General features: G+C 64.3%; 25 protein-coding genes and 1 pseudogene. 11 read left to right on the top strand and 15 right to left on the bottom strand.

Going from position 1 to position 23840, the window contains the following annotated elements; all coding sequences use genetic code 11:
• Window positions 1-44 precede the first annotated feature (44 nt).
• Window positions 45-953 (top strand): LysR family transcriptional regulator, encoded by a 909-nt coding sequence (locus ACEN9J_RS08935; protein ID WP_413763853.1) that lies wholly within the window; start codon window positions 45-47, stop codon window positions 951-953.
• A gap of 80 nt (window positions 954-1033) precedes the next feature.
• On the opposite strand, the pseudogene ACEN9J_RS08930 reads toward ACEN9J_RS08935, so the two are convergent.
• The 5 genes and pseudogenes from ACEN9J_RS08930 to ACEN9J_RS08910 all read right to left on the bottom strand — a co-directional run.
• A pseudogene (locus ACEN9J_RS08930) lies at window positions 1034-1546 on the bottom strand (hydrolase); the annotation flags it as partial.
• Window positions 1543-2352 (bottom strand): hypothetical protein, encoded by an 810-nt coding sequence (locus ACEN9J_RS08925; protein WP_413763852.1) that lies wholly within the window; start codon window positions 2350-2352, stop codon window positions 1543-1545. The pseudogene ACEN9J_RS08930 and the gene ACEN9J_RS08925, both read right to left, overlap by 4 nt.
• Window positions 2352-3404 carry a protein NO VEIN domain-containing protein gene (locus ACEN9J_RS08920; RefSeq protein ID WP_413763851.1) on the bottom strand — a complete coding sequence of 351 codons (1053 nt, stop codon included), beginning with the start codon at window positions 3402-3404 and terminating at the stop codon, window positions 2352-2354. The genes ACEN9J_RS08925 and ACEN9J_RS08920 overlap by 1 nt, the downstream gene beginning before the upstream one ends.
• Complete coding sequence (locus ACEN9J_RS08915) at window positions 3401-4114, bottom strand: hypothetical protein (RefSeq protein WP_413763850.1); 714 nt, start codon at window positions 4112-4114, stop codon at window positions 3401-3403. The genes ACEN9J_RS08920 and ACEN9J_RS08915 overlap by 4 nt, the downstream gene beginning before the upstream one ends.
• Window positions 4115-4156: 42 nt before the next feature.
• Complete coding sequence (locus ACEN9J_RS08910; protein ID WP_413763849.1) at window positions 4157-4360, bottom strand: hypothetical protein; 204 nt, start codon at window positions 4358-4360, stop codon at window positions 4157-4159.
• Between the two features lie 119 nt (window positions 4361-4479).
• Here ACEN9J_RS08910 and ACEN9J_RS08905 point away from each other — a divergent pair, with 119 nt between their 5' ends.
• Entirely contained in the window at window positions 4480-7323 is a 2844-nt protein-coding gene (locus tag ACEN9J_RS08905; RefSeq protein WP_413763848.1) for a TrlF family AAA-like ATPase, read from the top strand.
• 992 nt (window positions 7324-8315) lie between these two features.
• Here the strand turns inward: ACEN9J_RS08905 and ACEN9J_RS08900 are convergent.
• Window positions 8316-8570: a hypothetical protein gene (locus tag ACEN9J_RS08900; RefSeq protein ID WP_413763847.1), complete on the bottom strand. Its 255-nt coding sequence runs from the start codon at window positions 8568-8570 to the stop codon at window positions 8316-8318.
• A gap of 188 nt (window positions 8571-8758) precedes the next feature.
• On the opposite strand from ACEN9J_RS08900, the gene ACEN9J_RS08895 reads away from it, so the two are divergent.
• Window positions 8759-9214 (top strand): GNAT family N-acetyltransferase, encoded by a 456-nt coding sequence (locus ACEN9J_RS08895; RefSeq protein WP_413763846.1) that lies wholly within the window; start codon window positions 8759-8761, stop codon window positions 9212-9214.
• 48 nt (window positions 9215-9262) lie between these two features.
• Here ACEN9J_RS08895 and ACEN9J_RS08890 read toward each other — a convergent pair whose 3' ends face one another.
• From ACEN9J_RS08890 to ACEN9J_RS08870, 5 genes are all read right to left on the bottom strand, one after another.
• Window positions 9263-10024, bottom strand: a complete 762-nt coding sequence (locus tag ACEN9J_RS08890; protein WP_413763845.1) for an SDR family NAD(P)-dependent oxidoreductase — start codon at window positions 10022-10024, stop codon at window positions 9263-9265.
• A 10-nt stretch (window positions 10025-10034) separates the two neighbouring features.
• Window positions 10035-11243 carry a multidrug effflux MFS transporter gene (locus tag ACEN9J_RS08885; protein WP_413763844.1) on the bottom strand — a complete coding sequence of 403 codons (1209 nt, stop codon included), beginning with the start codon at window positions 11241-11243 and terminating at the stop codon, window positions 10035-10037.
• A gap of 220 nt (window positions 11244-11463) precedes the next feature.
• Complete coding sequence (locus ACEN9J_RS08880) at window positions 11464-12114, bottom strand: hypothetical protein (protein WP_413763843.1); 651 nt, start codon at window positions 12112-12114, stop codon at window positions 11464-11466.
• A 41-nt stretch (window positions 12115-12155) separates the two neighbouring features.
• On the bottom strand, window positions 12156-12590 hold the full coding sequence (locus tag ACEN9J_RS08875; RefSeq protein WP_413763842.1) for a VOC family protein: 435 nt from the start codon (window positions 12588-12590) through the stop codon (window positions 12156-12158).
• Window positions 12591-12606: 16 nt separating this feature from the next.
• On the bottom strand, window positions 12607-13350 hold the full coding sequence (locus ACEN9J_RS08870; protein ID WP_413763841.1) for a hypothetical protein: 744 nt from the start codon (window positions 13348-13350) through the stop codon (window positions 12607-12609).
• Window positions 13351-13568: 218 nt separating this feature from the next.
• On the opposite strand from ACEN9J_RS08870, the gene ACEN9J_RS08865 reads away from it, so the two are divergent.
• The gene (locus ACEN9J_RS08865) at window positions 13569-14222 is read left to right on the top strand and encodes a dihydrofolate reductase family protein (protein WP_057595403.1); all 654 of its coding nucleotides are present in this window, start codon (window positions 13569-13571) and stop codon (window positions 14220-14222) included.
• Window positions 14223-14261: 39 nt separating this feature from the next.
• On the opposite strand, the gene ACEN9J_RS08860 is transcribed toward ACEN9J_RS08865, so the two are convergent.
• A complete protein-coding gene (locus ACEN9J_RS08860; protein ID WP_216087397.1) occupies window positions 14262-14753 on the bottom strand; it encodes a hypothetical protein in 492 nt (163 codons plus the stop codon).
• Between the two features lie 27 nt (window positions 14754-14780).
• A complete protein-coding gene (locus tag ACEN9J_RS08855; protein ID WP_057595404.1) occupies window positions 14781-15188 on the bottom strand; it encodes a GFA family protein in 408 nt (135 codons plus the stop codon).
• 185 nt (window positions 15189-15373) lie between these two features.
• Here ACEN9J_RS08855 and ACEN9J_RS08850 point away from each other — a divergent pair, with 185 nt between their 5' ends.
• The 5 genes from ACEN9J_RS08850 (at window position 15374) to ACEN9J_RS08830 (ending at window position 17206) form a co-directional block, all read left to right on the top strand.
• Window positions 15374-15694 (top strand): hypothetical protein, encoded by a 321-nt coding sequence (locus ACEN9J_RS08850; protein ID WP_413763840.1) that lies wholly within the window; start codon window positions 15374-15376, stop codon window positions 15692-15694.
• 79 nt (window positions 15695-15773) lie between these two features.
• Entirely contained in the window at window positions 15774-16019 is a 246-nt protein-coding gene (locus ACEN9J_RS08845) for a hypothetical protein (RefSeq protein WP_413763839.1), read from the top strand.
• Between the two features lie 53 nt (window positions 16020-16072).
• Window positions 16073-16357, top strand: coding sequence for a hypothetical protein (locus ACEN9J_RS08840; RefSeq protein ID WP_057607245.1), 285 nt, complete (start codon window positions 16073-16075; stop codon window positions 16355-16357).
• A 169-nt stretch (window positions 16358-16526) separates the two neighbouring features.
• Window positions 16527-16784, top strand: coding sequence for a hypothetical protein (locus ACEN9J_RS08835; protein WP_057595408.1), 258 nt, complete (start codon window positions 16527-16529; stop codon window positions 16782-16784).
• Window positions 16769-17206, top strand: a complete 438-nt coding sequence (locus tag ACEN9J_RS08830) for a hypothetical protein (RefSeq protein ID WP_057598634.1) — start codon at window positions 16769-16771, stop codon at window positions 17204-17206. Before ACEN9J_RS08835 ends, ACEN9J_RS08830 begins: the two co-directional genes overlap by 16 nt.
• Before the next feature lie 19 nt (window positions 17207-17225).
• Here the strand turns inward: ACEN9J_RS08830 and ACEN9J_RS08825 are convergent, their stop codons facing one another.
• On the bottom strand, window positions 17226-19196 hold the full coding sequence (locus tag ACEN9J_RS08825) for a sensor histidine kinase (RefSeq protein ID WP_413763838.1): 1971 nt from the start codon (window positions 19194-19196) through the stop codon (window positions 17226-17228).
• A gap of 327 nt (window positions 19197-19523) precedes the next feature.
• Here ACEN9J_RS08825 and ACEN9J_RS08820 point away from each other — a divergent pair, with 327 nt between their 5' ends.
• Window positions 19524-21308, top strand: a complete 1785-nt coding sequence (locus ACEN9J_RS08820; RefSeq protein ID WP_413763837.1) for a carboxylesterase/lipase family protein — start codon at window positions 19524-19526, stop codon at window positions 21306-21308.
• An 89-nt stretch (window positions 21309-21397) separates the two neighbouring features.
• Here the strand turns inward: ACEN9J_RS08820 and ACEN9J_RS08815 are convergent, their stop codons facing one another.
• Entirely contained in the window at window positions 21398-21835 is a 438-nt protein-coding gene (locus ACEN9J_RS08815; RefSeq protein WP_057595424.1) for an Lrp/AsnC family transcriptional regulator, read from the bottom strand.
• Between the two features lie 122 nt (window positions 21836-21957).
• Here ACEN9J_RS08815 and ilvB point away from each other — a divergent pair, with 122 nt between their 5' ends.
• The gene (ilvB, locus tag ACEN9J_RS08810; protein ID WP_413763836.1) at window positions 21958-23808 is read left to right on the top strand and encodes a biosynthetic-type acetolactate synthase large subunit; all 1851 of its coding nucleotides are present in this window, start codon (window positions 21958-21960) and stop codon (window positions 23806-23808) included.
• Window positions 23809-23840 lie beyond the last annotated feature (32 nt).

Here is a 23840-nt window from a genome sequence, read left to right as displayed (position 1 = left end):
TGGCGATATATTGAAAATGAATAGTTCGAATTCCAGGAATTGCCATGAACAATTGGAGCCGACTCGATCTCAACCTGCTGCTCACCCTCGACACCCTGCTGGCCGAGCGCAACGTCACCCGCGCCGCCGAGCGCCTGAACCTGTCGCAGCCTTCGGTGAGCGTGCAGCTCGCCAAGCTGCGCGAGGTGTTCAACGACCCGCTGCTCGTGCCCGCCCAGCGCGGCATGCGGCCCACCGCGCGCGCCGACGAGTTGCGCGAGCCGTTGCGCGAAGCCCTCGAATCGCTGGGCCGCGCCGTCGCGCCCAGCAAGCCCTTCGATCCCGCCGAGGCCACCACCACCTGGCGCGTGGCCGCCGCCGACTATGCCGAGTCGGCCATCCTGCTACCCGCGCTCGCCGCCATCCGCGCCGCCGCGCCGCATACCCGGCTGGCCGTGGTCGAGGCCGTGCCGCTGCGCATGGCGCGGCAGCTGGAACAGGGCGAGGTCGACCTGTTCTTTCACACCAGCGTGGGCGCGCCGCCGGGCCTGCACCGACGCGTGCTGTTCCACGAACGCTATGTGCTCGCCGGCCGCGCCGGCCACCCGCGACTGAAGCGCCGGCCCACGCTCGCGCAGTTCTGCGCGCTCGAGCACGTCGTGGTGTCGCTCAGCGGCGGCGGCTTCAGCGGGCCCACCGACGAAGCGCTGGCCGAGAAGGGCCTCACGCGGCGCGTGGCGCTGTCGGTGCCGCACTTCCTTTTCATGATCTCGGTACTGCAGACCACCGACATGGTCGCGATGCTGCCCGAGCGGCTGGCGCGCGGGGCGACGGGGCTACGCGTGGTGGAGGCGCCGCTGGAGGTGCCGGGGTATGAGATGGCGATGCTTTGGCATGAGAGGAAGCATCGGGATGCGGGGCATCGGTGGGTGAGGGAGAGGGTGGTGGAGGGGGTGGGTGGGAGTCGGTCTTAGACTGTGAGCAGCCTGTCGCTCCAGTGGCGACGGACAGCTTTGATCAAGAGCCGACATATAAGGCGTTTTCGACATCCATTGCCGCTCCCGGTCGCCATCTTCAGCGCGTAACGCAGGAACGCCTTGCAGCCCTCTTCCTTGGCATCTTCACCCGGTTCGTCAACGGGGACGTTCACGCCCTGCTTCAAGTCATCCGGCCCCTCTACGAGGAACAGTACCGTCTCGACCGCTTCGAGCTGGGCGAAGAACAGCCGCTGCTCCCGGTCGGGCGAGCGCCACAGCTCCAGTAGTTCCCGCGTTAACCTGGTCGCCCTGGCGTAGTCGCGTGCGCGCCAGTCCTTCAGCTGCCGGCGAATGAGGTTCGCCAAGTCCAGCAGATATTCCTCGCCCTTCGAAGCATCGTCCAGCAGGGACTGCTCGCACTTCGCCTTGCGCCCGCGCGCCGCGCGCTCAGGGACTCGGAAGAAGTAGGAGGCCAAGCGTCGGCCTGACCGCTTTTCAGGCTGCTTCGCGACCTCGATGTGCCAGTGGTTGGCCGGCTCGTCGTAGGGTGAGTTGATGATGGGCGCTTCGACCGCGTTGATTTGGTTCATTGGCGAACCTCCACCAGCAGGGACATGCCGAAGTAGTCGGCGAGCAGGCGCCCTGCGTTCGCCAGCGTCGGCGCGACTTCATCCGGCAACTTCGATGGCAGGCCGCTGGTCACTTCATCGGTGCGCTTCCGAACCTTGAGGCGCCGGTCGGGCCAGTATTCGCGCAGTAGCTGCAATGCCGTCCTATAAATGCGGTCAGGCGCTTCAAGCGTCGCCGTCCTTCGACGTTCCCACTGGGCGCGACGAACGGCATCATCTGCAATCACCAGCTTCTTAGGTGACTCGGAAAACCGGAACGCCTGACTACCGTTCTCCCGATAGACGATGGTGTGCACGTCGTCATCCGTGATTGGCCCGGCACCCGCAACGTCTATCCACATCGAACGAGCCTCAACCGAGCCTGCCAAATAGTGGCCATTCATCGCCGTACGCGTCGCAAAAAGCGGCGCGCAGAAGTGGAATTCGAGCCCTGGCATTCCCGCTGCTGCTATGGATTCGATGAGGTTGTACTGGTCCGTATCCAGTCGGAACGCAAAGTAGGGTCCGCCTGCTACGGTCCAGAAGTTCGCGTTGGTAGGCCCTAACCTGTCGACGAACCGGGAGACCTTGTGCTGAAGGGCAACAGCATGAATTGCGCCGCCATGCGCGTTCACCTCAAACATCACGTCGTAGCCCAGCGACTTCTCTTCGTTTTGGGTCGGGATGCTCGGAGCACCAGCGAGGATGGCTCGATTTCTGTTGGCGTACTCGGCGTTGAAGGAGAACTCGAAGACGCGCTCCGAAAAGCCTGGTCGAAGGACAGACATCAGTTGCCCCCCACACCTGGTGCAACCTCAGCACCGACGGCCGCAATGCGCTCCATCAGCAGCACCGTCACATCTCCCCGCTCGGAAACCAGGCGCCACCCAGCACCGAAGCCTTCGGGCCTGAGGTCAAAGATGCGTGGACGGGTCAGCGCCTCGCAGACCACGCATACGCGAAACCCGGTACTGTGCTCCTTCAGCTTGGCGTATTCATTCGGGGTCAGCTCGAAGTAGATGGCAGTGCCCGCCGTGCCCTTGACCTCCAGCCGCAACGTCTGCCGCCCCTTGGTCGCCTCAAGATCCCAGCCCACACACTCGGTCTCGACAGTTCTCAGCGTGTAGCCGTCGGCCGCGTAGCGCGCCCATACGGCTTTCACTGCGGCCTCTTCCACCATCGCGTTCTGCGCATGGTCCGGCGCGCTCGCGCGGCCCTTCTTGCGCCCGCCCTTGCGCTCTGGCGCCTCATCGTCGAGCAGCTCAGCGCCAGGCGTGGCGTCGATGTACTTGGTCAGCTTGCGGATGAAGGCGGTCACGCCCGGCTGCTCGGTGTGGTGGCCGGGATACCAGACGTTCGATTGCCCCGGGAAGCCCTTGAAGCCTGCCGGTGCGTAGGGCACGTCAAACGTGCGCTCGTCCTCCGGCAGCAGCCGCACGTCGTCGGTATCGGCAATACACAGGAACCGGCGAACGGCCTCGTTCATGCCGGGGATGGAGCCACGCCGGACGCGGTACTGCCGATGGAACACCGTCGCATTGCGATACCAGCCCACCACAACCTGGCCCACGCCGGGCCGGCGGGCGATGAATACCACATCAACGCCCCCCAGTTCGTCTCCCTCGCGCCAAGCTTGCGAGTCGTCGATGAAGCGCAGGTTCAGGCCGGCAAAGTGCCGGCTCATTGCGTAGCCATAGCACCGCCCCCTGCTGGGCTTGAAGTTGAAGACCTCTCCCCCGACACCGTTCGCGGCGATGTAGGCGCCGCCGCCGGTGATGGTGTCCGGCCCGTCGTAACGCTCCATGTAGCCGACACGGAGAACCAGAAGCCGCGAGGTCATGCCTTCACCTCCAGCACGCGCATCAGCTCATTACCGCGCTCGTCGATAACCTTCACGGCCACGCGCTGCTTCGGCCCCACCGTGAACGGCTCGCTGACCGTACCGGCCAGGTGTGCCCACACGGAGGGGTCGAACTCGGCCTTCAAGGACTTCTGCAGGTTGTCCGATGCTGCGGTCTTGGGGAAGGTGCCGTAGAAGCTCAGGCCGTCGTAGTCGGTGTCCAGCATCCAGGCCGGCATGTTCTGCCCCTCGATGGCCTCTTGCTCCATCGTCGCCGGGTCGAAGATGTCCAGCCCCAACAGCTTGACCTCATACAGCGCAGCACCGTCATCGTTCTTCTTGCCGACCTTGCGCAGCACGGCGTCAGGCAGGGCAGTAACGGAAAAGATTTCGCTGGCTCGGCTCGTCTCCAGCAGGTCCTCTGCCGCCTTTAACGACTGCACCTGCACCCCGCCTCCGGCCCAGACCTGGGGCGCTGCGAAGACCACTGCTTCGCCCTCGGTAGCGCAGCGCCGCACCAAGCCAATCAGCCACTTGGCCAAGTCGTGGTCACGGTTCTCGTCCCAATTCAGCGACGGGTCCAAACTGCTGTCGAAGCGGTAGGTCCACGGCGGCTTCTTTGTCGTGAAATGGTCCTGAACGCCAACGTCGGGGCGCTGTGTAGCCTCATGTTTATGCTGGTAGTTTGTCGTGTGTTGGCTCTTCGACATCTGGTTCTCTTGTGCTTTTACGAGGTGCGCCGTTTGCGCCAGTCAGCGTTTTGCTTCGGAAGCTGCCTCGGGACTTGCTTGCATCGACGGCAATGAAATTCCTTGCTGCTCGCAGTGCTGCAGGACCAGCACTTCAAGCATGTTCGACAGCGTCCGATGCTCCCTGTCCGCGGCCAGGCGCAGGAGTTCCTTGACATCCGGCGCCATCCGGAGATTGACCGCCTCGGTTTTTCTCGCGTTCGTCATGTGGGCTCCTCTGTCTTTGCAATGTCTTTACAACGACTGTAAACCCTGGAAAACTCGCTGTAAACGAACTTCGGCGAGGTCATCAGGTGCTGACCCCGCCACGAGGGCGAGGAGACGGCATGAGCAGTACAAGATGGTGGAAGTGTGACCTGCAGGTTGCCACTCCGGCATGGAACTTCCGATTTCCCGAGGGCCCTGGGTATCGGCTTGACGAACCGGAGGAGCGTCAACGGTTCCTCGACGACTACATGGCCGCCACACGGGCCGCCGGCATCGACGTCATCGCTCTTGCCGACCACAACACTGGAAGCTGGATTGATGATGCGAAGGCAGCAGGGGCTCGGCACAGTGTTGTCGTTTTCCCTGGGTGCGAAATCACCACGCACACCGGCGCCGATGGAGTACACCTCATCATTCTTGGAGACCTGAAAAAGACGAGCCAGGACTTTGATCGACTCATCTTCGGGGCGCTCGGTTTCAATCACGAGCACCCGCCCTTCATTGAGCAAGGCAACCAACGTCAACCAGGAAGTTCATCAAAAACCCTGACTCAAATCCTCGATGGCCTTCCAGATGGGTATCTCGCCATCGCTCCACATGCGTTGAACGACAATGGCATCGCATCCGGAAACACAGTTCAGGGCGACTTGAGGTGGAGAGCTATCCATCACGAGCGACTCGTCGCTTTGGACCCAGGCGACTGCTCCAACATTGCTGGAAATAACTTCAACGCGAAGTTTCGCCGGCGCGAGTTGGATTCGTTTCCGCGTTTGCGTGAGTTGGCGTTTGTCTCCACTTCAGATGCCTATGCTTTCGACCAGATTGGAAGCCGCTACACGTGGTTACGCATGGGGTCAGTGGGCATTGAAGCGCTGCGGCAGGCGTTTCTCGACCATGAGTCACGAGTTCTTTGCGACTGGGCGCCGGCGCTCGCCTCGTTTCCTGAGCGCAATCCGAATAATGTGCGCCACGCCTGGATTTCGGGGGTCACGCTGGATGGCACGCTGACAAATTCCGCAGCCGCGATTTCGGTTCCTCTTCACCCAAACCTCAATGTCATCATCGGTGGCCGTGGGAGCGGTAAGTCTTCCGTGGTGGCGGCGCTGCGTCAGTTGTACTCAAGCACTGATTCGCTACCTAAAAGGTTGAAGGACGAAGCCGACTCGTTTGTCGACACCGTTTTCGGTGCGGCGCAACTCAAAGGGACCCATCGAGTTCAAGAGTCTCAGGAAGAGCAGCAGTCAACTTGGAGTAAAGCGACCGGCAGCCTGACGACAGTCGGAACAGTAGAGGGCCGGACCAGCTTTCCGATCACCGTCATCAGTCAGAAGGAACTCTTTGAACGTGCAGCCGGCGACAAGCACGACCCGTACCTGTCGTCCAGGAGCCTCTTAGCTCTCGTTGACACGAGCATCGGCTACAGCAGCACCGACTTGAAGAGTGTCGATGCTTTTGGCCGCCGTGTTGATGACGCTCGGACTGAATGGTCGACTGCGGTTCGCTCTATGGTCCTGATGCAGAGTGACTTGGCCCAGTTGCCGAGCCTGAAGCAGCAGGCCGCCACCCTTCAGGGGCAGGTCGACGCATTTTCATCTCCAGAGGTGAAGCTTCGATTGGCGCGAATCGAGAGTCGCCGCAAAGAAGAGGAGCTACTGGACACCTGCAAGAGCCGGGTTCGCGATGCAGTCTCCGAGGCTCGACAGCTAGTTGCAAGGCTTGGTCAGTTGGCCCCTGCAGACCTTCATGCGACCGAGCCATTCGTGGATGAGTTTGCTGCTCTCGTTGCTCGAGTCAACGAGATTTCTGGCCAGTTCGCCTCTGCACTAGAGCAGGCTGCTGGCGTGACTGACCAAGTCCTCGAGGCATTCGACAAGGGGCTCGAACACAGTGCCTGGCGCAAAGATGCCGTAGAAGCAAAGCGTGACTTTGATGCATACAGGCAAGAGCTCGATGCCAAGGGACTGTCGACGTCCGAGTTCAGCCGATTGCAGGAAGAGCTTGGTCGGGTCAAAGACAAGATTCGACGTCTTGAGGAGAAGGAGCCTCAACTGACCTCGGTGGTTGAACGTGCCGATGCCGCTTGGCAGAGCGTCCTGGGGCTGCTCGATGGTCGCCGAGCAGCACGGAGCGCGCTTCTTGCCGACGTGCAGCAGCGAAGTGGAAGACTTCGATTTGCATCAAGGCCACTTGGTGATACCGCCCCATGGGTCGAGGCCTTTCGGTCCATCGCCGGGCTCCGTGCCGATGCATTCCTAGAGGACGTCCCCATACTGGCATCTTGGCTGTGGTCTGGGGCGGCCGAGGGCTTGAATGAGCGTTGGAGTGGTTGGCGCACCGCGTTATCCACAGGAGATGTCGTCGCAGTGCAACGGGCCGCGCGGTTGAGGGCAACTTTCAGCGACAGGCTTGCCGGACTGGAAGAGACCGTCCGATTGCGGCTTGCCACGTTGGTGCCCGACGACGTAGTGATGATGGAGTTTCTGCGCGAGAACGGGAATCCGGCTCGCGAGGAAGATTGGCAATCCATTACCCAGGGTTCTCCGGGGCAACGGACAGCGGCGATGCTCGCGTTCGTCCTGCACCATGGTCGAGAGCCACTGGTCCTTGACCAGCCCGAAGACGACCTCGACTCCGAGTGGATTTCGAAGCTGGTGGTCAAGGAGCTTCGCCAGAGTCGTTGGCATCGACAACTCATCGTCGTCTCGCATAACGCGAACATTCCAGTCCTCGGCGACGCGGAACAAGTAGTAGTCCTGGAGAACAAGGGAGGCCTGCTGGCAGTACGGCGCACTGAGGTCCAAGGACCTGACAACGCCATGCACATAGTGCTGCATGTGGGGCCGGTGGAGAACACGCATGTTCGGAACGATGTACAGGCCATCATGGAGGGTGGCGTCGCAGCCTTCGTGCGTCGGGAGCAGAAGTACAACAACGAGACTCGTGGCTTGAAGAACTTTGTTTAGTCGAACTTTTTTGCAGCGCAAGTCGATGAACTGCAAGAGCTTTCCGGACTGTTGGCGGATTGAACGAGGCTAGAGGCAGCACCCGCGGCGTGGAGCGTGGAATACCAACTCTCGGGTTCAGCAACCCTCGCTGATCGCAGCGCACCAACGTCTGCTTTTGTTTACATAGCTTGAAGTCGCCAGGGCGCGACTAGCGGCGGCTTTCGCTGCAAAGGCGAATTTCAAGCTTGGGGAAGGATGCGAGCAGCGACTAAGCGACGGATACGTTTTTTTCAAGATATCTCATCGTTTTGTGCGATTTCCCCCCCACATTCCTTCAAGCAGCTCATCGGTGTGCCGACTGTTGATGCAACTCGCTTGCCTCACGCGCCAGCTCATAGGCCAGCCAGATCACGTTGTTGAGATGCGTACCCCCTGCATCCTCACACCATCGAGTTCCGCCTCCATGGCTGCACCAAAGCAGCGAGGTCAGTTGCTCCAGCTTGTTCTCCAAAAGATCCTCGGGCCCCGGCCCCGTGTATGTGGGCGCTGCCGCATTGCGCGATATCGGCGCGCGACGCCGGGCCATAATCCGTCTAGCCATTTGGTGTGCTCTTTCTAAAGGGTTGCACGTCATGTGGTTAGACGGCCAGGGTGTGTCAGCACCTTGGCCGTCGCCTTTTGTGCCCCACGTTCGCCGCGATGCCCGATGCATCGACGGCCCGCCGCGAGGCCAAGCGGTTGATTCATTCATCCGTCCGTTCAGGGTGCCGTGTGTGCTGCCTTCCTTGCCCGCATTGCGGGTCGTTGGGGGAGAGGGGCATCTACTGTAGAGACTTACAGCGCGGAAAAGGTGGCCGAATGCAAACTCGGTGCGAAGTTCTGAAGGTGGCCTCGTACTCGACAAATGGAGTGAGCGTCTCACCGGTGATATGAGTCAAAGAGGGAATCGTGGCGGAAGCGTCGCGGGCTATCACCAGCTTCGAGAAACTGTCATCCCGATTGCGCTCGGGTTAGGGACGCCGTTGCACTCGAAGCCATGCAATGAGCCTCCATGCCGCGATTGCCCCCGACACGACGAGAAGGGGCAGGGAGATGAAAGTCACCATGGCCAGCATGCCGCCATACCCGGCAAAGGGCTCGTTGCATTGAAAACCACCGAAGCCGAAGGCGCAGTAGTTCGTAGAGATCGTGCTGGATATGGCGAGAACGATGGCCAGGATCACTGTCAACGTAACGCTTGTCGTAGGGAATGGCTTGGTCTTCATCGGGATGTGGTGCAAGCGATCTTCCGTCGTTGAATCAAGTCTGCTACTTTGGCATGTCTTCGTACCCACTCAATCGGCAGGTTCGTCAGCCGCCTTCTTTCTGCGCTTGGCGCGGCCCGATGTGCTGACGAGAATCGTGGACATGGTACGCGCGCTGTTAGGTACTCGACCCACTGCCCACACCGAACATGAAAACCCGCAAGCTCATCGAAACCGACCTGCCAGCGCTGCTCGATCTCTACGAGCACCTTCACGAGACCGACGACCCGCGACCCGCCCAGCTCGTCGTCGATGCGATCTGGCAGGAGATCCTGGCAAGTCATCACTTCCACTACTTCGGTGGATTCGAGGGCGTCGAGCTGGTCTCCAGCTGCAATCTGACCTTGATTCCCAACCTCACGCGCGGCTGCAGGCCCTACGGCGTGATCGAGAACGTGGTGACGCATGCGGCGTACCGCGGCAGAGGTTACGCAAAAGCTCTGTTGGCACAGGCGCTCGAAACGGCCTGGTCCGCGGGCTGCTACAAGGTGATGCTGATGACCGGTCGCAAGGATGAGGCGACGTTGAAATTCTACGAATCGGCCGGTTTCGATCGGCATGGAAAGCAGGCCTTCATCGCGAAGCCTCCTCCGGTTTCGGGGTAGTCCTTTCGCGCAAGGTACTGGTGGCCGTCCCCTGGCCTGCGACCTCGCCTAGGTCAGATTCAATCCGCCATCGGACAGCAGCACTTCGCCAGTGAGGTAGTCCGAGGCAACCAGCATCGCAACAGCGTGCGCGATGTCGTCCGGGTTTGCGGCGCGGCGCATTGGTGCACGCTCGCGCCACAGTTCCTGTGCGGCAGTCCAGTCGGCGGTGAGCGGCGTGTCGACCAGACCTGGCGCGACGGCGTTGACGCGAATGTCCGGCCCCAAGGACAGTGCGAGCAGACGGGTCATGTGATTGAGCGCGGCCTTGCTGACTGCATAGGGAATGGATGCGCCTTTGGGGCGGACGCCCGCGTGTGAGCTGATGTTGACGACGCAGCCCGCTCGACGGCGCAGGGCGGCTTCGCGCAAGGCTGATTCGGCCAACGTGATGAGATGGAACGGAGCCACGACGTTGACTTCGTGGAGTTCGTGCCACACAGCGGAAGTGGCGGCGGCGAGGTCCGCGTGCGGAATGACTTTGCTGATGCCGGCGTTGTTGACCAGCACGTCGAGTTGGCCCCAGGCGGCGATCGCTTCGCCGACGAGCCGCACCCTGTCTGCTTCCAGGGCAAGGTCGGCTTGAACGTAGACGGCTTGCTTCATCTCGGCAGCCATTGCGTGACCTGTCTCCGCGGAACTTCGAGAGTGAAGGACCACGGCGTAGCCCGCGTGATTCAGCTTGCGCGCGATGGCGGCACCGATGCCGGAAGTGGACCCTGTGACCAGCGCGACACGGAGCGTGGAATCGGTTGTCGGATGGACGTTCATCTGGAAAACCTCAGTCTGGTTGCGATCGAATGCACCGCTGCCGACGCTCCGAACGAGCAATGAACACGGCGATGCCCAATGAAAGCAGCGACGTCGTCGACATTGCCGCGAGCAGGGCGGTGCGTGGATGAGACTCGTCGACGAACAGCCCGGCCGCGAAGGCGATGGCACCGGCGCCGATGGCCGTCATGGCCGACGCCAGGCCCAGCGCGGTGCCGGCGAAGCCCGCGTGGATCGACAGCACACGGCTGTTGGCCGTGGGCATTGTCAATCCGTTGCCGAGTCCCACGCACACGCAGGGGCCGAAGAACGCGAGCGGATGTGCAAACCCCAGCACTGCCAACGCCACGCCCACCAGCAAGCCTGCGCAGGTCAGCAGTCGCCCGGCAACGATGAACTGGATCGGCTGCCACCGTTGCCCGCAGCGCGCGAGCGTGAAGCTGCCGACGATGAAACCCGCGGGAACCAGTCCCATGTAGGCGCCGACCATCGCCGCGGAGGTGCCATAGGCCTGCATGGCCACGGCGGGTGCGCCGCCGATGAAGACATAGAGCGTGCCGATGGAAGCGGCCATGCAGAGTCCATAGGCCCAAAGCTGCGCGGAGCGAAGCAACTGGCCATAGCCGCCGAGCTGCTTCGACATCGCCGTGGAGCGATGGTGGTGGGTCTCCGGCAGGTAGCGCAGCGCCAGGCAGAGCGCCGCGATGCCCATGAACGCGAAAGCAGCGAAGTTCGCGCGCCAGCCGAGCCAGCTGTCGATCACGCCACCCGCGGAAGGGCCGAGCATCGGGGCGATCGCCCAGGCGGACGAGACATAGCCGATCTGGCTCACCATCCGTTCGCCCGCCGTGTCGCGGATCGCAGCCAGCGACATGGCATATCCGGCAATGGCGCTGCCCTGGAGCAGCCTGCAGGCCAGGAACACCTCGATGCTGCGCGCGAAGAAGCATCCGATGGAGCCGATCACGAAGACGAGCAACGCGACCAGCAGCGCGGGCCGGCGCCCGAACCTGTCGGACAGTGCGCCGGCGATCAGGTGCGTCAACGCGGTGATGACGGCGTAGCCGGCCACGGCGACATTGACCGTCGCGAACTCGGCGTCGAACTCCTTCGCGATGCTCGGCAGGGAAGGAACGAACATGTTCAGCGGCAGAACGCCGAGCGCCGACAGGGCGATCAGCAGCCAGAGGGGCGGGGCGTTTCGATGGTGAGGGGGCACGGGGCGACTCCTTTGCGCGCATTCCTCTTGCGGGATGCGGTGACCTGACAACAAGAGCCATCCATCGAGGATGGGTACGTGGTGGCTCTCGTCGGGTCAACAGGAGCTGGGGTTCATCGGGCCTTTGGGGCCGATGATGGTGCGTGCGATTTGCTACGCGGCGAGTTTGTGGGCTCGGCGGGGGGACTTTACACCAGAGCGACGACGCAGGTTTTCGCCGTCATAACGCGATTCGTTCCCAACGTCTCTTGTACGCCCAGTCGTAGTTTCCGAAAGCGTAGGAAAGAAATGCATCGACCGCTTCATCGGGGCCGACAACCTCCACGCAGCGGTAGTGCGCAGCGGAAGTCACGAGTTGATGCTCGAGATGAAAACCTTGTGCATCGGCGTAGACCTGCATGTAGGTGCCTCCACGCAAGTCCAGGATGGCGAAGGGATCTGCCTTTCCACGCAATTCGGGGATGGCCTGGCGAATGTCGTCTTCAGTGGCGATGCCCGCGAGTTCAAAGGCCGGGCAGGAGAACGTCGCATTCACATACTCGGCTCCTATGTCGAACAAGATGTAGGAGTCCGGTGTGGCCGCTTCATCGATGAGCGGAACGATCAGAAAGCAATCGTCTCCGGCAACTGGTATGTGGACAAGGACATGGCCACTCGACTTGTTGCGCCATGCAATGACGGCGGCGGGGTTGATCGCGATCCATGCGCCCAGAGCGAGTGAGTCCCAGACTTCACGTGCCAGATTCAGGGCGGAGGCTTTCGTTGCATCCGAGATGTCGGTGCTGACCAAGCCACCTTCCAGGAGGTCGAGATACTCGGAGAGCTGAAGGAGCTTGAGGTTTCGCTGCGAGGATTTTTTGAAGAAGAACATCGCATGGGTCGCCGTAGACGAATGCTCGATGATGGTGGCGCCTACCCGAGCTGCTCGGCCAGCCCCACGATGATGCCCTCGGGCCCGCGGATGTAGGCGAGCCGGTACGACTCCCCATATTGCATCTGACCGATGATCTCGGCGCCATGGGCCTGTATGCGCGCGACGACATCGTCGAGGCCATCGACGGCGAACATGACGCGGCGAAGACCCAGGGCGTTCACCGGCGTCTCCACGGGCCCGAACCTCACGGCCTCGGGCGTGTGGAACTTGTCGAGCTCGATGCCTTGCCCATCGGGCGTGCGCAGCATCGCGATGGTGGATTTCACGTTGCCGAGCCCGACGAGCTTGCCGACGTCGGGCCCTTCCACCGTGGTCTGGCCCTCGAGCGCGAGGCCCAGTTCGATGAAGAACGCCTTCACGGCTTCGAGATCGTCGACGACGATCAGGACGTTGTCCATTCGCTTGATGGTCATGGCTGGGGTTCCTTTGTCAGGCGTGCGCCTGTCTGGCGCGGTTCAGTTCGCTCAGGTAGGAGCCGGGCTTCTGCTCGATCTCGCTTTCGGGCCCCAGCACCGCGATGACGGTTCCCTTGATGTAGACCCGAAGCTCCGCCGGCACGGCGAAGAACTTCACCAGGTCCGGCCGGTCGATGGCCAGCTGATAGAGCGAGGTCTTCGTGAAGCGCGACGGATCTTGAGAACCTTCCTTGTCGTCGAGATCGGTGAACCACCAGCCCGAGTCGTTCGCGTCGTCAGGCTCCGCGCGCGTGAGCAGGATGCGCGACGCCGACTTGTAATCCACGTGCACCACGACGCTGTTCTGCAAGGAAGGAAACTCCGGCGCGACCTCCGCGACGAGGCTCTCGACGACATCCTTCTGGTTGCGCAGTTGCATCAGGGTGCTGTCCACCGAATCGATGAAGCGCACGGGGATCTGCTGCATGTCCGGCTCCGTGATCCGCAGCAAGCCGTCGTCGGTGTCCTCGATCATCGTGTACATCCAGCCGACCTGGAGGCTCTGGCCGCCGCTGAACTTCTCTCCCTCCGCCACGCGGCTCTCGAGGAAGTGGAGGAACCAGGCGATGTCCGCCTCGGGAATGGCCTTGTTGCTCACGCGAATGCGGAACTCGGGGTGGCCGAAGCGTTGGCAGCCCTGGGTAGTGTGGACGGCTTCGGCTTGGGTTTCGGCGGGCTTGCTCTTGCCGAGCGATGAGAAGAGGGAGCGCAGGGACATGGGAATTTTGTTCGGAGCGAATGGTGCCGGCGCGAGCGCGGCAGGCCAACGAATGAATCTCATGGTTTCCCGAGCATGGCGGCTCGGGACGCGTTCTGCATCCTAGCCGAGCTCATGGCGCGTTCGTCCTTTCGAATCTTCTTATTACCAACGACGTCGTCGTCTTTCAGGAGCATCGAGCGCTAGACTGCTGCTCCCTTTTTGCAGGAGACGACAGCATGTCCCGATTGCTCGTGCGCAGCTTCGGCGTTTCGCTCGATGGTTTCGCCGCCGGCCCCGACCAGAGCTTGCAGAACCCGCTGGGCGTTCGCGGTCCCGAACTCATGGACTGGTTCTTTCCCACGCAGGTCTGGCAGCAGATGCAGAAGGGGAGCGAGGCCAAGGGCGAAACCGGTGTCGACAACGAGATCGCCGAGCAGGGCTTCGCTTCGATGGGCGCCTGGATCCTCGGGCGCAACATGTTCGGTCCGGTGCGTGGCCCCTGGCCCGATGAAAGCTGGAAGGGTTGGTGGGGCGACGAGCCGCCGTACCACGTGCCGGTCTTCGTGCTGACCCACCATGCGCGCGCGCCGCTGACGATGCAAGGCGGCACCACCTTCCACTTCGTGACCGGTGGCATCCACGAGGCACTGGCACTGGCGCGCGATGCCGCGGGCGGGCGTGACGTGCGCGTGGGTGGTGGCGTGGCGACGGTGCGCGAGTACTTGAAGGCCGGGCTGCTCGACGAACTGCACCTGGCCGTGCGGCCGGTGCTGCTGGGCAAGGGCGAGGCGTTGTTCGAGGGACTGGACTTGCCCGCGCTGGGCTATCGCTGCGAGCGGCAGGTGGCGGGGGAGCGGGCTACACACATGTTCTTGCGCAAGTCGGCTTGAGGCTGGCTGTCGGCGGGACGGGGCGACTGGGAGGACGGGCTACTTGCCGTCCGCCGCGCCGAGACGGGGCCGCAGCTCCCTGACCCTCGCATCGAGATTGGCCGGCGTGACCTGCCAGCGCCGAGGATCCTCGTACTCGAAATCCGCGCGAACCCGCCGCGTCTGCCGGTTGAATTGAAAGAGCATCTTGATGATGCCCTTGTCGCCTTTCTTGCCCTTCAGCAGCAGCCAGTCGCGATAGGCCTTCACCTCGCGCTCGATCGGGTCCTCGAGAAAGGCGGCCGCATGGGCCTGGCCCCGGGCGTCGTAGACATAGCCGTAGCTGCCATTGACGTCGCCATCCGCATCGATCGAGAAGATCGCGGAGACCTCGACCCAGTCGACCCCTTGCGGTTCGCCGCTGTTCACGATCTCGCGCGCGATGGCGCCCATCAGTTCCATGTTCTGCGAGACGGGCTGGGCGGGTGTCGGTGCGACCATGCCGAATGCGGTGATCGCCGCGGTCAGGAATTTGGCGAAGGGGAATTTCATTGCGTCGATGTTCGCTGGATGGCGCGATCAGGCGCTGTGGGGAGGCCTTGTCTCGTACTGAGGCAACGCATCGGTGATCTCGAACCACGGCGCCTTCGACCCCACGTACACATGGCACAGCGGCCGCACGCCCGGGTCGCCATCGAGCACGCCGAGCGCGACACCGTACACGGCCGGCTTCGCATCGAGCTTGCTGATGAGGCTCGAACCGCACACCGAGCAGAACCCGCGGTGGTCGCCTGGCGACGATTCGTAGAACCGCACCAGCGCTTCACCCCGGAGCCAGCGGAAGTCCTTCGCCAGGATCTTGCCGCGCGCGCGGAAGGCGGTGCCGTGGGCCTTCTGGCACATCGAGCAGTGGCAGTACAGCGGGTCCTTGATCGTGCCGTCGATCTCGAACGCTACGCCTTGGCAGAGGCAGCTTCCTCTCAGCATCGGTCACTTCCTTTGAACGCGTGTTTGGAGGTGGCGGTCAGTATAGGGAGGGTGAACTACCCGGGCGCGTGCCGATGGCGCTCGGTTGAGATCTCACAGACTCCGAGCTCACTTCGGCAGTTCAGGACTGGGGCCTGACTCTGACCACGGGTTGGCGCGCGGCTCTCTTGGTCAGCGGCGTTGTCATGTACTTTCTGGCGATTCGGAGGCTGGGCGTGTTTTTCTCGCCCCTGAAGCTCCGCTTGGATTTGGCCTATCTCGGCATTGGCATCACCTCCTGCCTGGCCGCTCTCTTCTACGATGGCCCCTCGATGCCCGCGCTGCGCGAGGCCTTTCAGCAAGTTTTTCTCGCCACGCTCGGGCTGCCTCTGATTGCCTGGCTGCGACGAGGCGAGACTCGCATCGAGCTGCCTCGGTCTCACGCAGGATGGCTCGTGGGGGCGGCTGTCGTTCTTCCTCTTTTCATCTGTACCCTTGGTGTTGGGTTCGATGATCGTTACTTCTAGATTCGCCGGCTAGACTTCAGCGCCTGGCCAAGAGTGCACTGAACAGGCAGGGAACACAGGCGTCGGAGCCGTCCAATCTATGAGCTTGAATTTTCGAAACAGCGATGAGTTGCTCGACTTCGTAGAGAACTGGGTGGGATTCAGTGGCCCAGGGTACGACTACGATGCCAGGGGACTGCTCTTCCTCTTGCAGGCCTGCTTGAAGAACATGCATCGATTCTTCATCGACGGTGACTTCGAGGATCTCGAGGGCATCTTCACTGAAGAAGACAAACAAGTCCTGACTCGACTCTTGAACGCGATGCAGCAGTCGGGCAATTTTTAGAAAGCGAGAGATGATCGCGGAACTCGGTGATCAGTCTTTGGAGCGCCACCGTCATGACAGCTGAAGCCTACATCGTGGTTGGCGTATTCAAGAACGAAACCGCCGTTGCCATGTCGCTGTATCTCGAGATGGTCCCCGAAGAGGTGATCCTCGATCCGGGAGATGAGGTCGAGCTTCTTGCTCGTCCCAGCGAGCATCTGCTGCCCCTCGACGTGGCACCCGTGGAGGGCGGTCTTCATATACATGCGCACAACGACTGGGACCCGGACTGGCATGTCAGGTTCAGGGGCCAACTCATCAAGGCCGGCCATCCGACGCGGCTCTCCGACTACCGCTGATGCTGGTGGTTGCCAGGCGAACGACCGGTTGGGCGGCATTTCGGTACGCCGGGTGCGGCGTTCCCCGTAGCGGTTTCGAGGCGAAATCCTAGCGGGAGCATGGCGCCCGCCTACAAGCTCCTACGGCGCGCCCAAATTAGAACGGCTGAAGACAACAGAACCTTCAGCCATGACCCTCGAACAAACCATCGACAAGTTCAAGCAGGTCGACGCCGCCCGCGCCGACTACCCCGGCGAGCACCTGATCGTGCTCGGCGCCGGCGTGTTGCTGCTGCTGGCCGCCGGCCGCAGCCGCTCCTTCCTCACGCGCATCGTCGCCGGGGCGGCGGGCGGTGCGCTGATCGGCCGCGCCGCGAGCGGCACCGGCGGCATCGCGAAGCTGGCGGGTGCATTGCAGTCCGGAGGCCTGGCATGGCCGCGCCGTTGATGGAATCGCTGCGCGCCGTCCGCGCGCCCAGGTACTGGGCCCTGGGGCTGGGCGTCGCCGTGCTCGCGGTGTTCCTGTTCTACCTCGCGCTCAGCAGCCTCGTGCACGAGAGCGCCGGGCGCGCGCCGCGCTTGCCGCCATCGATCATGCCGGAGCACGTGAAGGCGCCCAGGTCCACCATCGACAGCACCCAGCCGGCCGAATCGGCCCGCGCACCGGTCGCGCCATCGATCGCCAAGCTGGACACCACGATGGCCAGCGCCGCAGCGACCACGAACAAGACGGTCCCGGCCTTCATCGAGGTCCAGAAGTGCGTGATGCCCGAGGGCGATGCGATCTACTCCGATGCGCCATGCCCGCAAGATGCCGAGGCCAGCACGCTGCGCCTGCCGAGCCATCCGAACGCTGCCGCACGTCTCTGAGTCGCAGCACCGATGGGGCTCAGGTCGCGGCGGGCACGCTTTCGCGCTCTATCGGCAACCACAGTGTGAACCGCGTCCCCGCGCTCCCCGACTGCCACCCGACCGATCCGCCGATGGCCTTCGCGCGCTGCTGCTGATTGCGCAATCCGCGCCCGCCGCGCTGCAGCGCCTCGGCCACGTCGAAGCCCGGCCCGTCGTCCTCGATCGTCACGCACACGAGGTCGTCGGTGGCCGCGGTGCTCACGCGCAGGGTGGTGGCGCGCGTGTGGCGCATCACGTTGGCGATGCACTCCTGCATGATGCGCAGGATGTGCAGCGCGCTGCCCGGGTCGAGCCAGGGCAGGGACGGCACGGGCTGCACCTCCCAGCGCAGCGCGATGCCGGCGCCCTCGATGCGCGGCGCGAGGCGGAATCGCAAGGTCGCGAGCAGCAGCAGCAGGTCGGGGTCGACGATCTCCATCGAGTCGATGGCGAGCTTGAGGTCGTCCATGCAGCCCTTGAGCATGTCGGCGATCTCGGCCTCGCTCATGCTGCCTTGCTCCACCGAGCGGATGGCGCCGATCAGCGAGGAACCGAGGCCATCGTGCATGTCCTGCATGAGGCGGCGGCGCTCGGCGTTGAGCATCTGTTCGTTCTCCACCACGCGCAGCCGCTCGTAGCTCTGCTTGAGCTCGTCCTCGCGCTCGCGCAGCCGGTGCGCCAGGCCCTTGTTGAGCCGCGCGACCTCGGCGAAGGCGCCGGTGTAGCGCAGGAACATGATGTACGAGAAGACGAAGAACAGGCCGATGATGGCGTAGGGCGAGGTGTAGACGCTCTCGGGGCCCAGGAGGTTGTTCTGCAGCAGGGCGTCGTAGCAGGTGAACGGGACGGCGATCATGGTCCAGGCCGCGACCAGCCGGCCTTCGGGCAGTTGCACGCGGTAGGCCTTGCGCAGGTTCACCGAGAAGATCAGCACGGCCACGGGCAGCACGACGAGGTTGAGCAGCGGGGTGAACAGGTACAGGCTGACGATCGAGCGCGAGACGTGCGGCACGGTGGCGAGGTTGCAGGCCAGCACGAGGCCTACCGTCAGCCGCGTGAGCCAGGGCGAGGGCTGGCCGTGCAGGCGCTCGAGGAACAGGTGGATGAGCAGGATCAGCCACAGCAGGCTGGCCACGGTCATCCACTCGAACCAGTCGTCCGACATCGGGATGTAGCTGCCGCCCACGTAGTAGTGGAGCATGCGCAGGAAGGCCGCCGCCGAGATGGCGAAGAACAGCAGGTAGAGCGGCTCGCGGCGCTTGCCCAGCCACACGGCGAAGGCGAAGGCACCGACCGCGAGGAAGGCGGCGCTGCCCATGAACGGCAGCTGCACCTGCAGCATCTGGCGCGCCTGGTAGCGCCAGGACAGGTCGTCCTCGTGGCCCACCCACACGGTCGAGAGGCCGCTGCCGCTGTTGCGCAGCCGGTCGACGCGGATCAGCACCGAGGCCGGCGTGGGTGCCTGCGCCGCGAGGTTGAGCGGCAGCAGCAGCGGATGGTTGTAGCCGTTGTGGATCGGGCTGCCGTGCGATTGGTAGATGAGCACGCCGTCGCCATACACGGCGATGTGGCCCAGCGTCTTCCAGCGCGGCAGGTAGAGCAGCCGCGGCTGGGTCGAGGGCGGCAGCGCGCCGAGGTCGAGGCGGTACCAGTCGGTGACGGTGCGCACGCCACTGGAAGCGGTGGGCACGAGTTCGCGCTCGGCGGTGTAGGGCAGGCCGACCGGCTTCCAGCCGCCGCGCGGCAGTTCGGCGTCGACCGACAGCAGCGGCGGGGCCGTGAAGCCGGTGCCGTTGACCGACTGCAGCTCGGCCTCGGTGATGTGGATCGGGTGGTCGCCCGGCAGCACGGGCGCCGCGGCGGGGGCACGCGCGCAGCACAGCAGCAACAGCACGATCAGCGGCAGCGCGCGCCAGAAGGCCGCGATCCCCCGACCGGCTTGCTCGCCGTCGTTGTTGCCCTGTCTCATCGAACGCTTGCGCCCTGGAACTCGCTGTCGGCTCGCGGCGTGCGCCGGACGGACGCCGGCCTTTGCAGCGAGCGGCGCGCCCGCGGGCCGCCGGTTTCTCCCCGATCGAACGGCCGCGCGCACTGGCAGCCCGTTCGTTGTCCCGTCTTCGCGGGTCGACGGCAATTATCGGCGCGCCATCGCCCCCGCAGCCCTTGCCCCACATAGAACGCGGGCCAAAGGTGTGCGCGCGCCACATTGGAATCCGGGTGCAGCCTGCCGAGACTAGCGGATGGCCATCGGTCCTCGGGCCGGCGGCCATCACCACTGGAAAAAACAGGAGACTTCATGACGATTCGCCATCTGCGCGCCGGTGCCGCCTGCGCCGTTCTCGCCCTGCTGCAACTCACGGCCTGCGGCGGCGGTGGAGGCGGCAGTGCCGGCTTCGTGGCCTTGCCCCCGCCCACGACGAGCAACCCGCCGCCCGATACGCCACCACCCGCGCAGTCCCCGGTGCTGCGCACCACGGCCTACGGACCCGTGCAGGGCAACGACGACTCCGCGACCAACGGCACCTACAGCTGGAAGGGCGTGCCCTTCGCCAAGCCGCCGGTCGGCGCGCTGCGCTGGAAGGCGCCGGTCGACCCCGAACCGTGGACCGCGACGAAGACCACGCAGAAGCTCGGCAACGCCTGCGCGCAGACCGGCCGGCTCTACGGCCCGGGCCAGAACAACCGCTACGACGAGACCATCGGCAGCTCGATCGGCAAGACCACGGGTTCCGAGGACTGCCTCTACCTCAACATCTGGACGCCCTCGACCGCGGCCGCGACCGACAAGCTGCCCGTCATCGTGTTCGTCTATGGCGGCAGCAACATCACGGGCTACACCGGCGACCCGGTCTACGATGGCGCGGCGCTCGCGAAGGCGGCCAATGCGGTGGTGGTGTCGATCAACTACCGGCTCGGCATCCTCGGCTTCCTGGCCTCGCCGCAGCTCAAGGCCGGCGTGGACGCGAACGACGACTCGGGCAACTACGCGATCCTCGACCTGATCAAGGGCATGAAGTTCGTCAACGCGAACATCGCACGCTTCGGCGGCGACCCGGGCAACGTCACGCTGATGGGCCAGTCGGCCGGCGCTGTCAACATCTACGCGCTGATGGTCTCGCCGCTGGTGGTCAACACCAAGCCCGCGCTGTTCCAGCGCCTGGTGCCGCTGAGCGGCGGTGTCGCCACCGCGACCACGGTGCCGAACCAGAACAACGCGCTGCTGGCGGCGCTGCTGGTGGCCGACGGCACGGTGAAGGACACGGCCGCGGCCACCGCCTACATCGCGTCGCAGAGCAATGCCGACCTCGCGGCCTACCTGCGCTCGAAGAGCGCCGACACGCTGCTGCAGACCGTGCTCAACAAGCTGGTGCCGCTGGGGCTGTCGGCCTCGAATCCGCTCAACGACGGCGTGGTGGTGCCGACCAACCCGATCGCGGCGATCAACGCGGGCGAGTTCCTCAAGGTGCCGGTGCTGGCCGGCTACACGCGCGACGAGACCAAGCTGTTCCCGCAGAACCTCGCGACCTCGCCCGCCTTCGGCGGCATCAGCGGCCGGCTGCTCGACGACCCGACGGTGTTCTCGATGGCCTACAACTACGACCCGAACGCGGCCCCGACGACCTCGCTCGAGCAGTGGATCCCGGGCCAGTACCTGCCGGTGACGACGCCGGTGACCGGCTTCAACGCGCGCACCGACCTCTACAACCAGTACTTCTTCATCGCGCTGCGCAAGCAGATCTTTCCGGTGCTCGCGGCGCAGAAGGTGCCGCTGTGGTGGTACCAGTTCAACTGGGACAAGTCGCCGGCGCCGTTCAACGACATCTTCGGCGCGGCCCACACCTTCGACCTGCCGTTCGTGTTCGGCAACTTCGGGCCGTCGCTCTATTCGAAGTTCGCCAATTCGAAGGCCAACGAGCCGGGGCGGCTGCAGCTGTCGGACGCGATGATGAAGAGCCTGGCGGCGTTCGCGCGCGGCGGCGATCCGAACAACGCGGCGCTGGGCGTGAACTGGCCGCAGTACCCGGCGATGCTGAACTTCGATGCCTCGCTGACGGCGAAGGCGATCACGGTGCAGCAGTAGACGCGCCCAACCCGACCCGTTCGGGCTGAGTTCGTCGAAGCCTCGCGCAAGGCTTCGACAGGCTCAGCCCGAACGGCTTTTACTCGGCCTCACAGGATCGGCATGCTCGCTTCCTTCAGCACCCGCAGCACGAAGTGCGACTTGCTGTGCCGGATGCCGGGGATCTTGTAGAGCTTCTCGCGCAGCAGCCGTTCGTAGTCGCGCGTGTCGCGCACCGCGATGCGGATGTAGTAGTCGTAGTCGCCCGAGACCAGGTAGGCCTCCTGGATCTCGGGGATGGTGGCCAGGGTGCGACCGAAGTCGTAGAGCGTCTCGTCGGTGTGGCTCTCGAGCGTGACCTGCACGATCACCGAGTCCTGGTAGCCGAGCTTGGCCGGATCGATGTCGACCGTGTAGCGCTTGATCACGCCCTGCGCCTCGAGCTTCTTGATGCGCGTCCAGCAGCTGGTGGGCGAGAGGCCGACCTCGGCGCTGATGTCCTGCAGGGTCTTGCGCGAATCGAGCAGCAGCACCCGGAGGATCGCCATGTCGATCTTGTCGAAAAGTCCTTCGTCGTCTTGCGAAGATTTGCGATTGATTTTCATGTTTAAGGCGTGAATATCCAAAAATCAGAAGCAAATTCTGCCTCAAACACGGAAGAATTGACGGCATGAGACTGCTCGACCTCCCCAACGACCTCGCCCTGACGCTGGATGCCGAAAATTCTTCGGACATCGGCGCGGCCACCGACCTGCCCCTCGATGCCGCGCTCGCCATCGACACCGCGCCGCGCGTGCGCAACGGCGCCGAGGCGCTGCTCGACACGCTGGTGGCCTGCGGTGTCGACACCATCTTCGGCTACCCCGGCGGCGCCGCGCTGCCGCTGTACGACGCGCTGCACGGCGAGCCGCGGCTGCGCCATGTGCTGGTGCGCCACGAGCAGGCGGCCGTGCACGCGGCCGAGGGCTATGCGCGCACCACCGGCCGCGTGGGCGTGGTGCTGGTCACCTCGGGGCCGGGCGTGGGCAACACCATCTCGGGCCTGCTCGACGCGATCAGCGATTCGGTGCCGCTCTTGTGCATCAGCGGCCAGGTGTCGACCGCGGTGATCGGCACGCAGGCCTTCCAGGAAAGCGATGCGCTCGGCATGTCGCGCCCGGTGACCAAGTGGAACCACCAGGTGCGCAGGCCCGACGAGGTGCCGACGATGGTGCGGCGCGCGCTCGAGGTCGCTACCTCGGGCCGCCCCGGCCCGGTGCTGCTCGACGTGCCGAAGGACGTGCAGCTCGCGCTGCCGGGGCAGGGCGCGCCGGTGCCCGAGCCGCGGCCGCTGCGCACGCACCGCTCGCCGGTGCCGCCGCGCGCCTGCATGCAGCGCGCGGCCGACCTGATCTCGACCGCGCGCCGGCCGGTGCTCTATGGCGGCGGCGGCCTCATCAACGCCGGCCCCGCGGCCTGCGAGGCCTTCACGCAGCTGGTGCGGCGGCTGCATGCGCCGTGCACGCTCACGCTGATGGGGCTGGGCGCGTTCCCGGCCTCCGACCCGGCCTTCCTCGGCATGCTCGGCATGCACGGCACGCTCGAGGCCAACCTCGCGATGCACGAGGCCGACCTCGTGGTCTGCGTGGGCGCGCGCTTCGACGACCGCGTGACCGGCAAGCTCGACCGCTTCTGCCCGCATGCGCGCAAGATCCACATCGACATCGACCCGAGCAGCATCAACAAGGTGGTGCAGGTCGACGTGCCGATGGTGGGCGACTGCGCCGCCGTGCTCGAGGCGCTGCTCGCGCTCTTGCCCGAGCGTTTCGAGGCCGCGCGGCTCGCGCCCTGGTGGCAGCGCATCGAAGGCTGGCGCGCCGAGGACTGCCTGGGCTTCGCGCCGCGCGCCGACGCGATCCTGCCGCAGCGGCTCATGGCCTCGCTGCAGCAGGCGATCGCTGACACGGGGCGCGACACCATCGTCTCGACCGACGTGGGCCAGCACCAGATGTGGGCCGCGCAGTACCTGCGCTTCGACCGGCCGCGCCGCTGGCTCACCTCGGGCGGCGCCGGCACCATGGGCTACGGCCTGCCGGCGGCGATCGGCGCGCAGGTGGCGCACCCCGAGGCGCTGGCCGTGTGCGTGAGCGGCGACGCCTCGGTGCTGATGAACATCCAGGAGCTCTCGACCGCGGTGCAGCACCGCGCGGCGGTCAAGCTGGTGCTGTGCAACAACGGCTACATGGGCATGGTGCGCCAGTGGCAGGAGCTCAACCACGGCAACCGCCTGAGCCACAGCTGGAACGAGGCGCTGCCCGATTTCGTGGCGCTGGCCAAGGCCTTCGGCTGGGGCGCGCGGCGCGTGAGCGACCCGGCCGAGCTGCCCGCGGCGCTGGCCGAATGCCTGGCGAGCGAGGGGCCGTTCTTCCTCGACGTGCAGGTGGCGGCGCAGGAGAACTGCTTTCCGATGATGCCGGCCGGCGCGGCGCACAACGAGGTGATGCTGGCCAAGGACCGCTGGTACCAGCCGAAGGAGGCCTGAACCCACGATCCTCCGCGCTGCGCTATCTTCCC

Origin of the sequence: Variovorax sp. Varisp41, from assembly GCF_047325085.1 — a bacterium.
In the GTDB taxonomy this organism is placed as follows: Bacteria; Pseudomonadota; Gammaproteobacteria; order Burkholderiales; family Burkholderiaceae_C; genus Variovorax.
This window is presented reverse-complemented; position numbering and strand designations above follow the sequence as displayed.

Coding starts and splice junctions, on each gene's coding strand:
- ACEN9J_RS08935 (WP_413763853.1), top strand. CDS start 45: ATGAACAATTGGAGCCGACTCGATCTCAACCTGCTGCTCACCCTCGAC.
- ACEN9J_RS08925 (WP_413763852.1), bottom strand. CDS start 2,352: ATGTCTGTCCTTCGACCAGGCTTTTCGGAGCGCGTCTTCGAGTTCTCC.
- ACEN9J_RS08920 (WP_413763851.1), bottom strand. CDS start 3,404: ATGACCTCGCGGCTTCTGGTTCTCCGTGTCGGCTACATGGAGCGTTAC.
- ACEN9J_RS08915 (WP_413763850.1), bottom strand. CDS start 4,114: ATGTCGAAGAGCCAACACACGACAAACTACCAGCATAAACATGAGGCT.
- ACEN9J_RS08910 (WP_413763849.1), bottom strand. CDS start 4,360: ATGACGAACGCGAGAAAAACCGAGGCGGTCAATCTCCGGATGGCGCCG.
- ACEN9J_RS08905 (WP_413763848.1), top strand. CDS start 4,480: ATGAGCAGTACAAGATGGTGGAAGTGTGACCTGCAGGTTGCCACTCCG.
- ACEN9J_RS08900 (WP_413763847.1), bottom strand. CDS start 8,570: ATGAAGACCAAGCCATTCCCTACGACAAGCGTTACGTTGACAGTGATC.
- ACEN9J_RS08895 (WP_413763846.1), top strand. CDS start 8,759: ATGAAAACCCGCAAGCTCATCGAAACCGACCTGCCAGCGCTGCTCGAT.
- ACEN9J_RS08890 (WP_413763845.1), bottom strand. CDS start 10,024: ATGAACGTCCATCCGACAACCGATTCCACGCTCCGTGTCGCGCTGGTC.
- ACEN9J_RS08880 (WP_413763843.1), bottom strand. CDS start 12,114: ATGTTCTTCTTCAAAAAATCCTCGCAGCGAAACCTCAAGCTCCTTCAG.
- ACEN9J_RS08875 (WP_413763842.1), bottom strand. CDS start 12,590: ATGACCATCAAGCGAATGGACAACGTCCTGATCGTCGTCGACGATCTC.
- ACEN9J_RS08870 (WP_413763841.1), bottom strand. CDS start 13,350: ATGTCCCTGCGCTCCCTCTTCTCATCGCTCGGCAAGAGCAAGCCCGCC.
- ACEN9J_RS08865 (WP_057595403.1), top strand. CDS start 13,569: ATGTCCCGATTGCTCGTGCGCAGCTTCGGCGTTTCGCTCGATGGTTTC.
- ACEN9J_RS08860 (WP_216087397.1), bottom strand. CDS start 14,753: ATGAAATTCCCCTTCGCCAAATTCCTGACCGCGGCGATCACCGCATTC.
- ACEN9J_RS08855 (WP_057595404.1), bottom strand. CDS start 15,188: ATGCTGAGAGGAAGCTGCCTCTGCCAAGGCGTAGCGTTCGAGATCGAC.
- ACEN9J_RS08850 (WP_413763840.1), top strand. CDS start 15,374: ATGTACTTTCTGGCGATTCGGAGGCTGGGCGTGTTTTTCTCGCCCCTG.
- ACEN9J_RS08845 (WP_413763839.1), top strand. CDS start 15,774: ATGAGCTTGAATTTTCGAAACAGCGATGAGTTGCTCGACTTCGTAGAG.
- ACEN9J_RS08840 (WP_057607245.1), top strand. CDS start 16,073: ATGACAGCTGAAGCCTACATCGTGGTTGGCGTATTCAAGAACGAAACC.
- ACEN9J_RS08835 (WP_057595408.1), top strand. CDS start 16,527: ATGACCCTCGAACAAACCATCGACAAGTTCAAGCAGGTCGACGCCGCC.
- ACEN9J_RS08830 (WP_057598634.1), top strand. CDS start 16,769: ATGGCCGCGCCGTTGATGGAATCGCTGCGCGCCGTCCGCGCGCCCAGG.
- ACEN9J_RS08825 (WP_413763838.1), bottom strand. CDS start 19,196: ATGAGACAGGGCAACAACGACGGCGAGCAAGCCGGTCGGGGGATCGCG.
- ACEN9J_RS08820 (WP_413763837.1), top strand. CDS start 19,524: ATGACGATTCGCCATCTGCGCGCCGGTGCCGCCTGCGCCGTTCTCGCC.
- ACEN9J_RS08815 (WP_057595424.1), bottom strand. CDS start 21,835: ATGGCGATCCTCCGGGTGCTGCTGCTCGATTCGCGCAAGACCCTGCAG.
- ilvB (WP_413763836.1), top strand. CDS start 21,958: ATGAGACTGCTCGACCTCCCCAACGACCTCGCCCTGACGCTGGATGCC.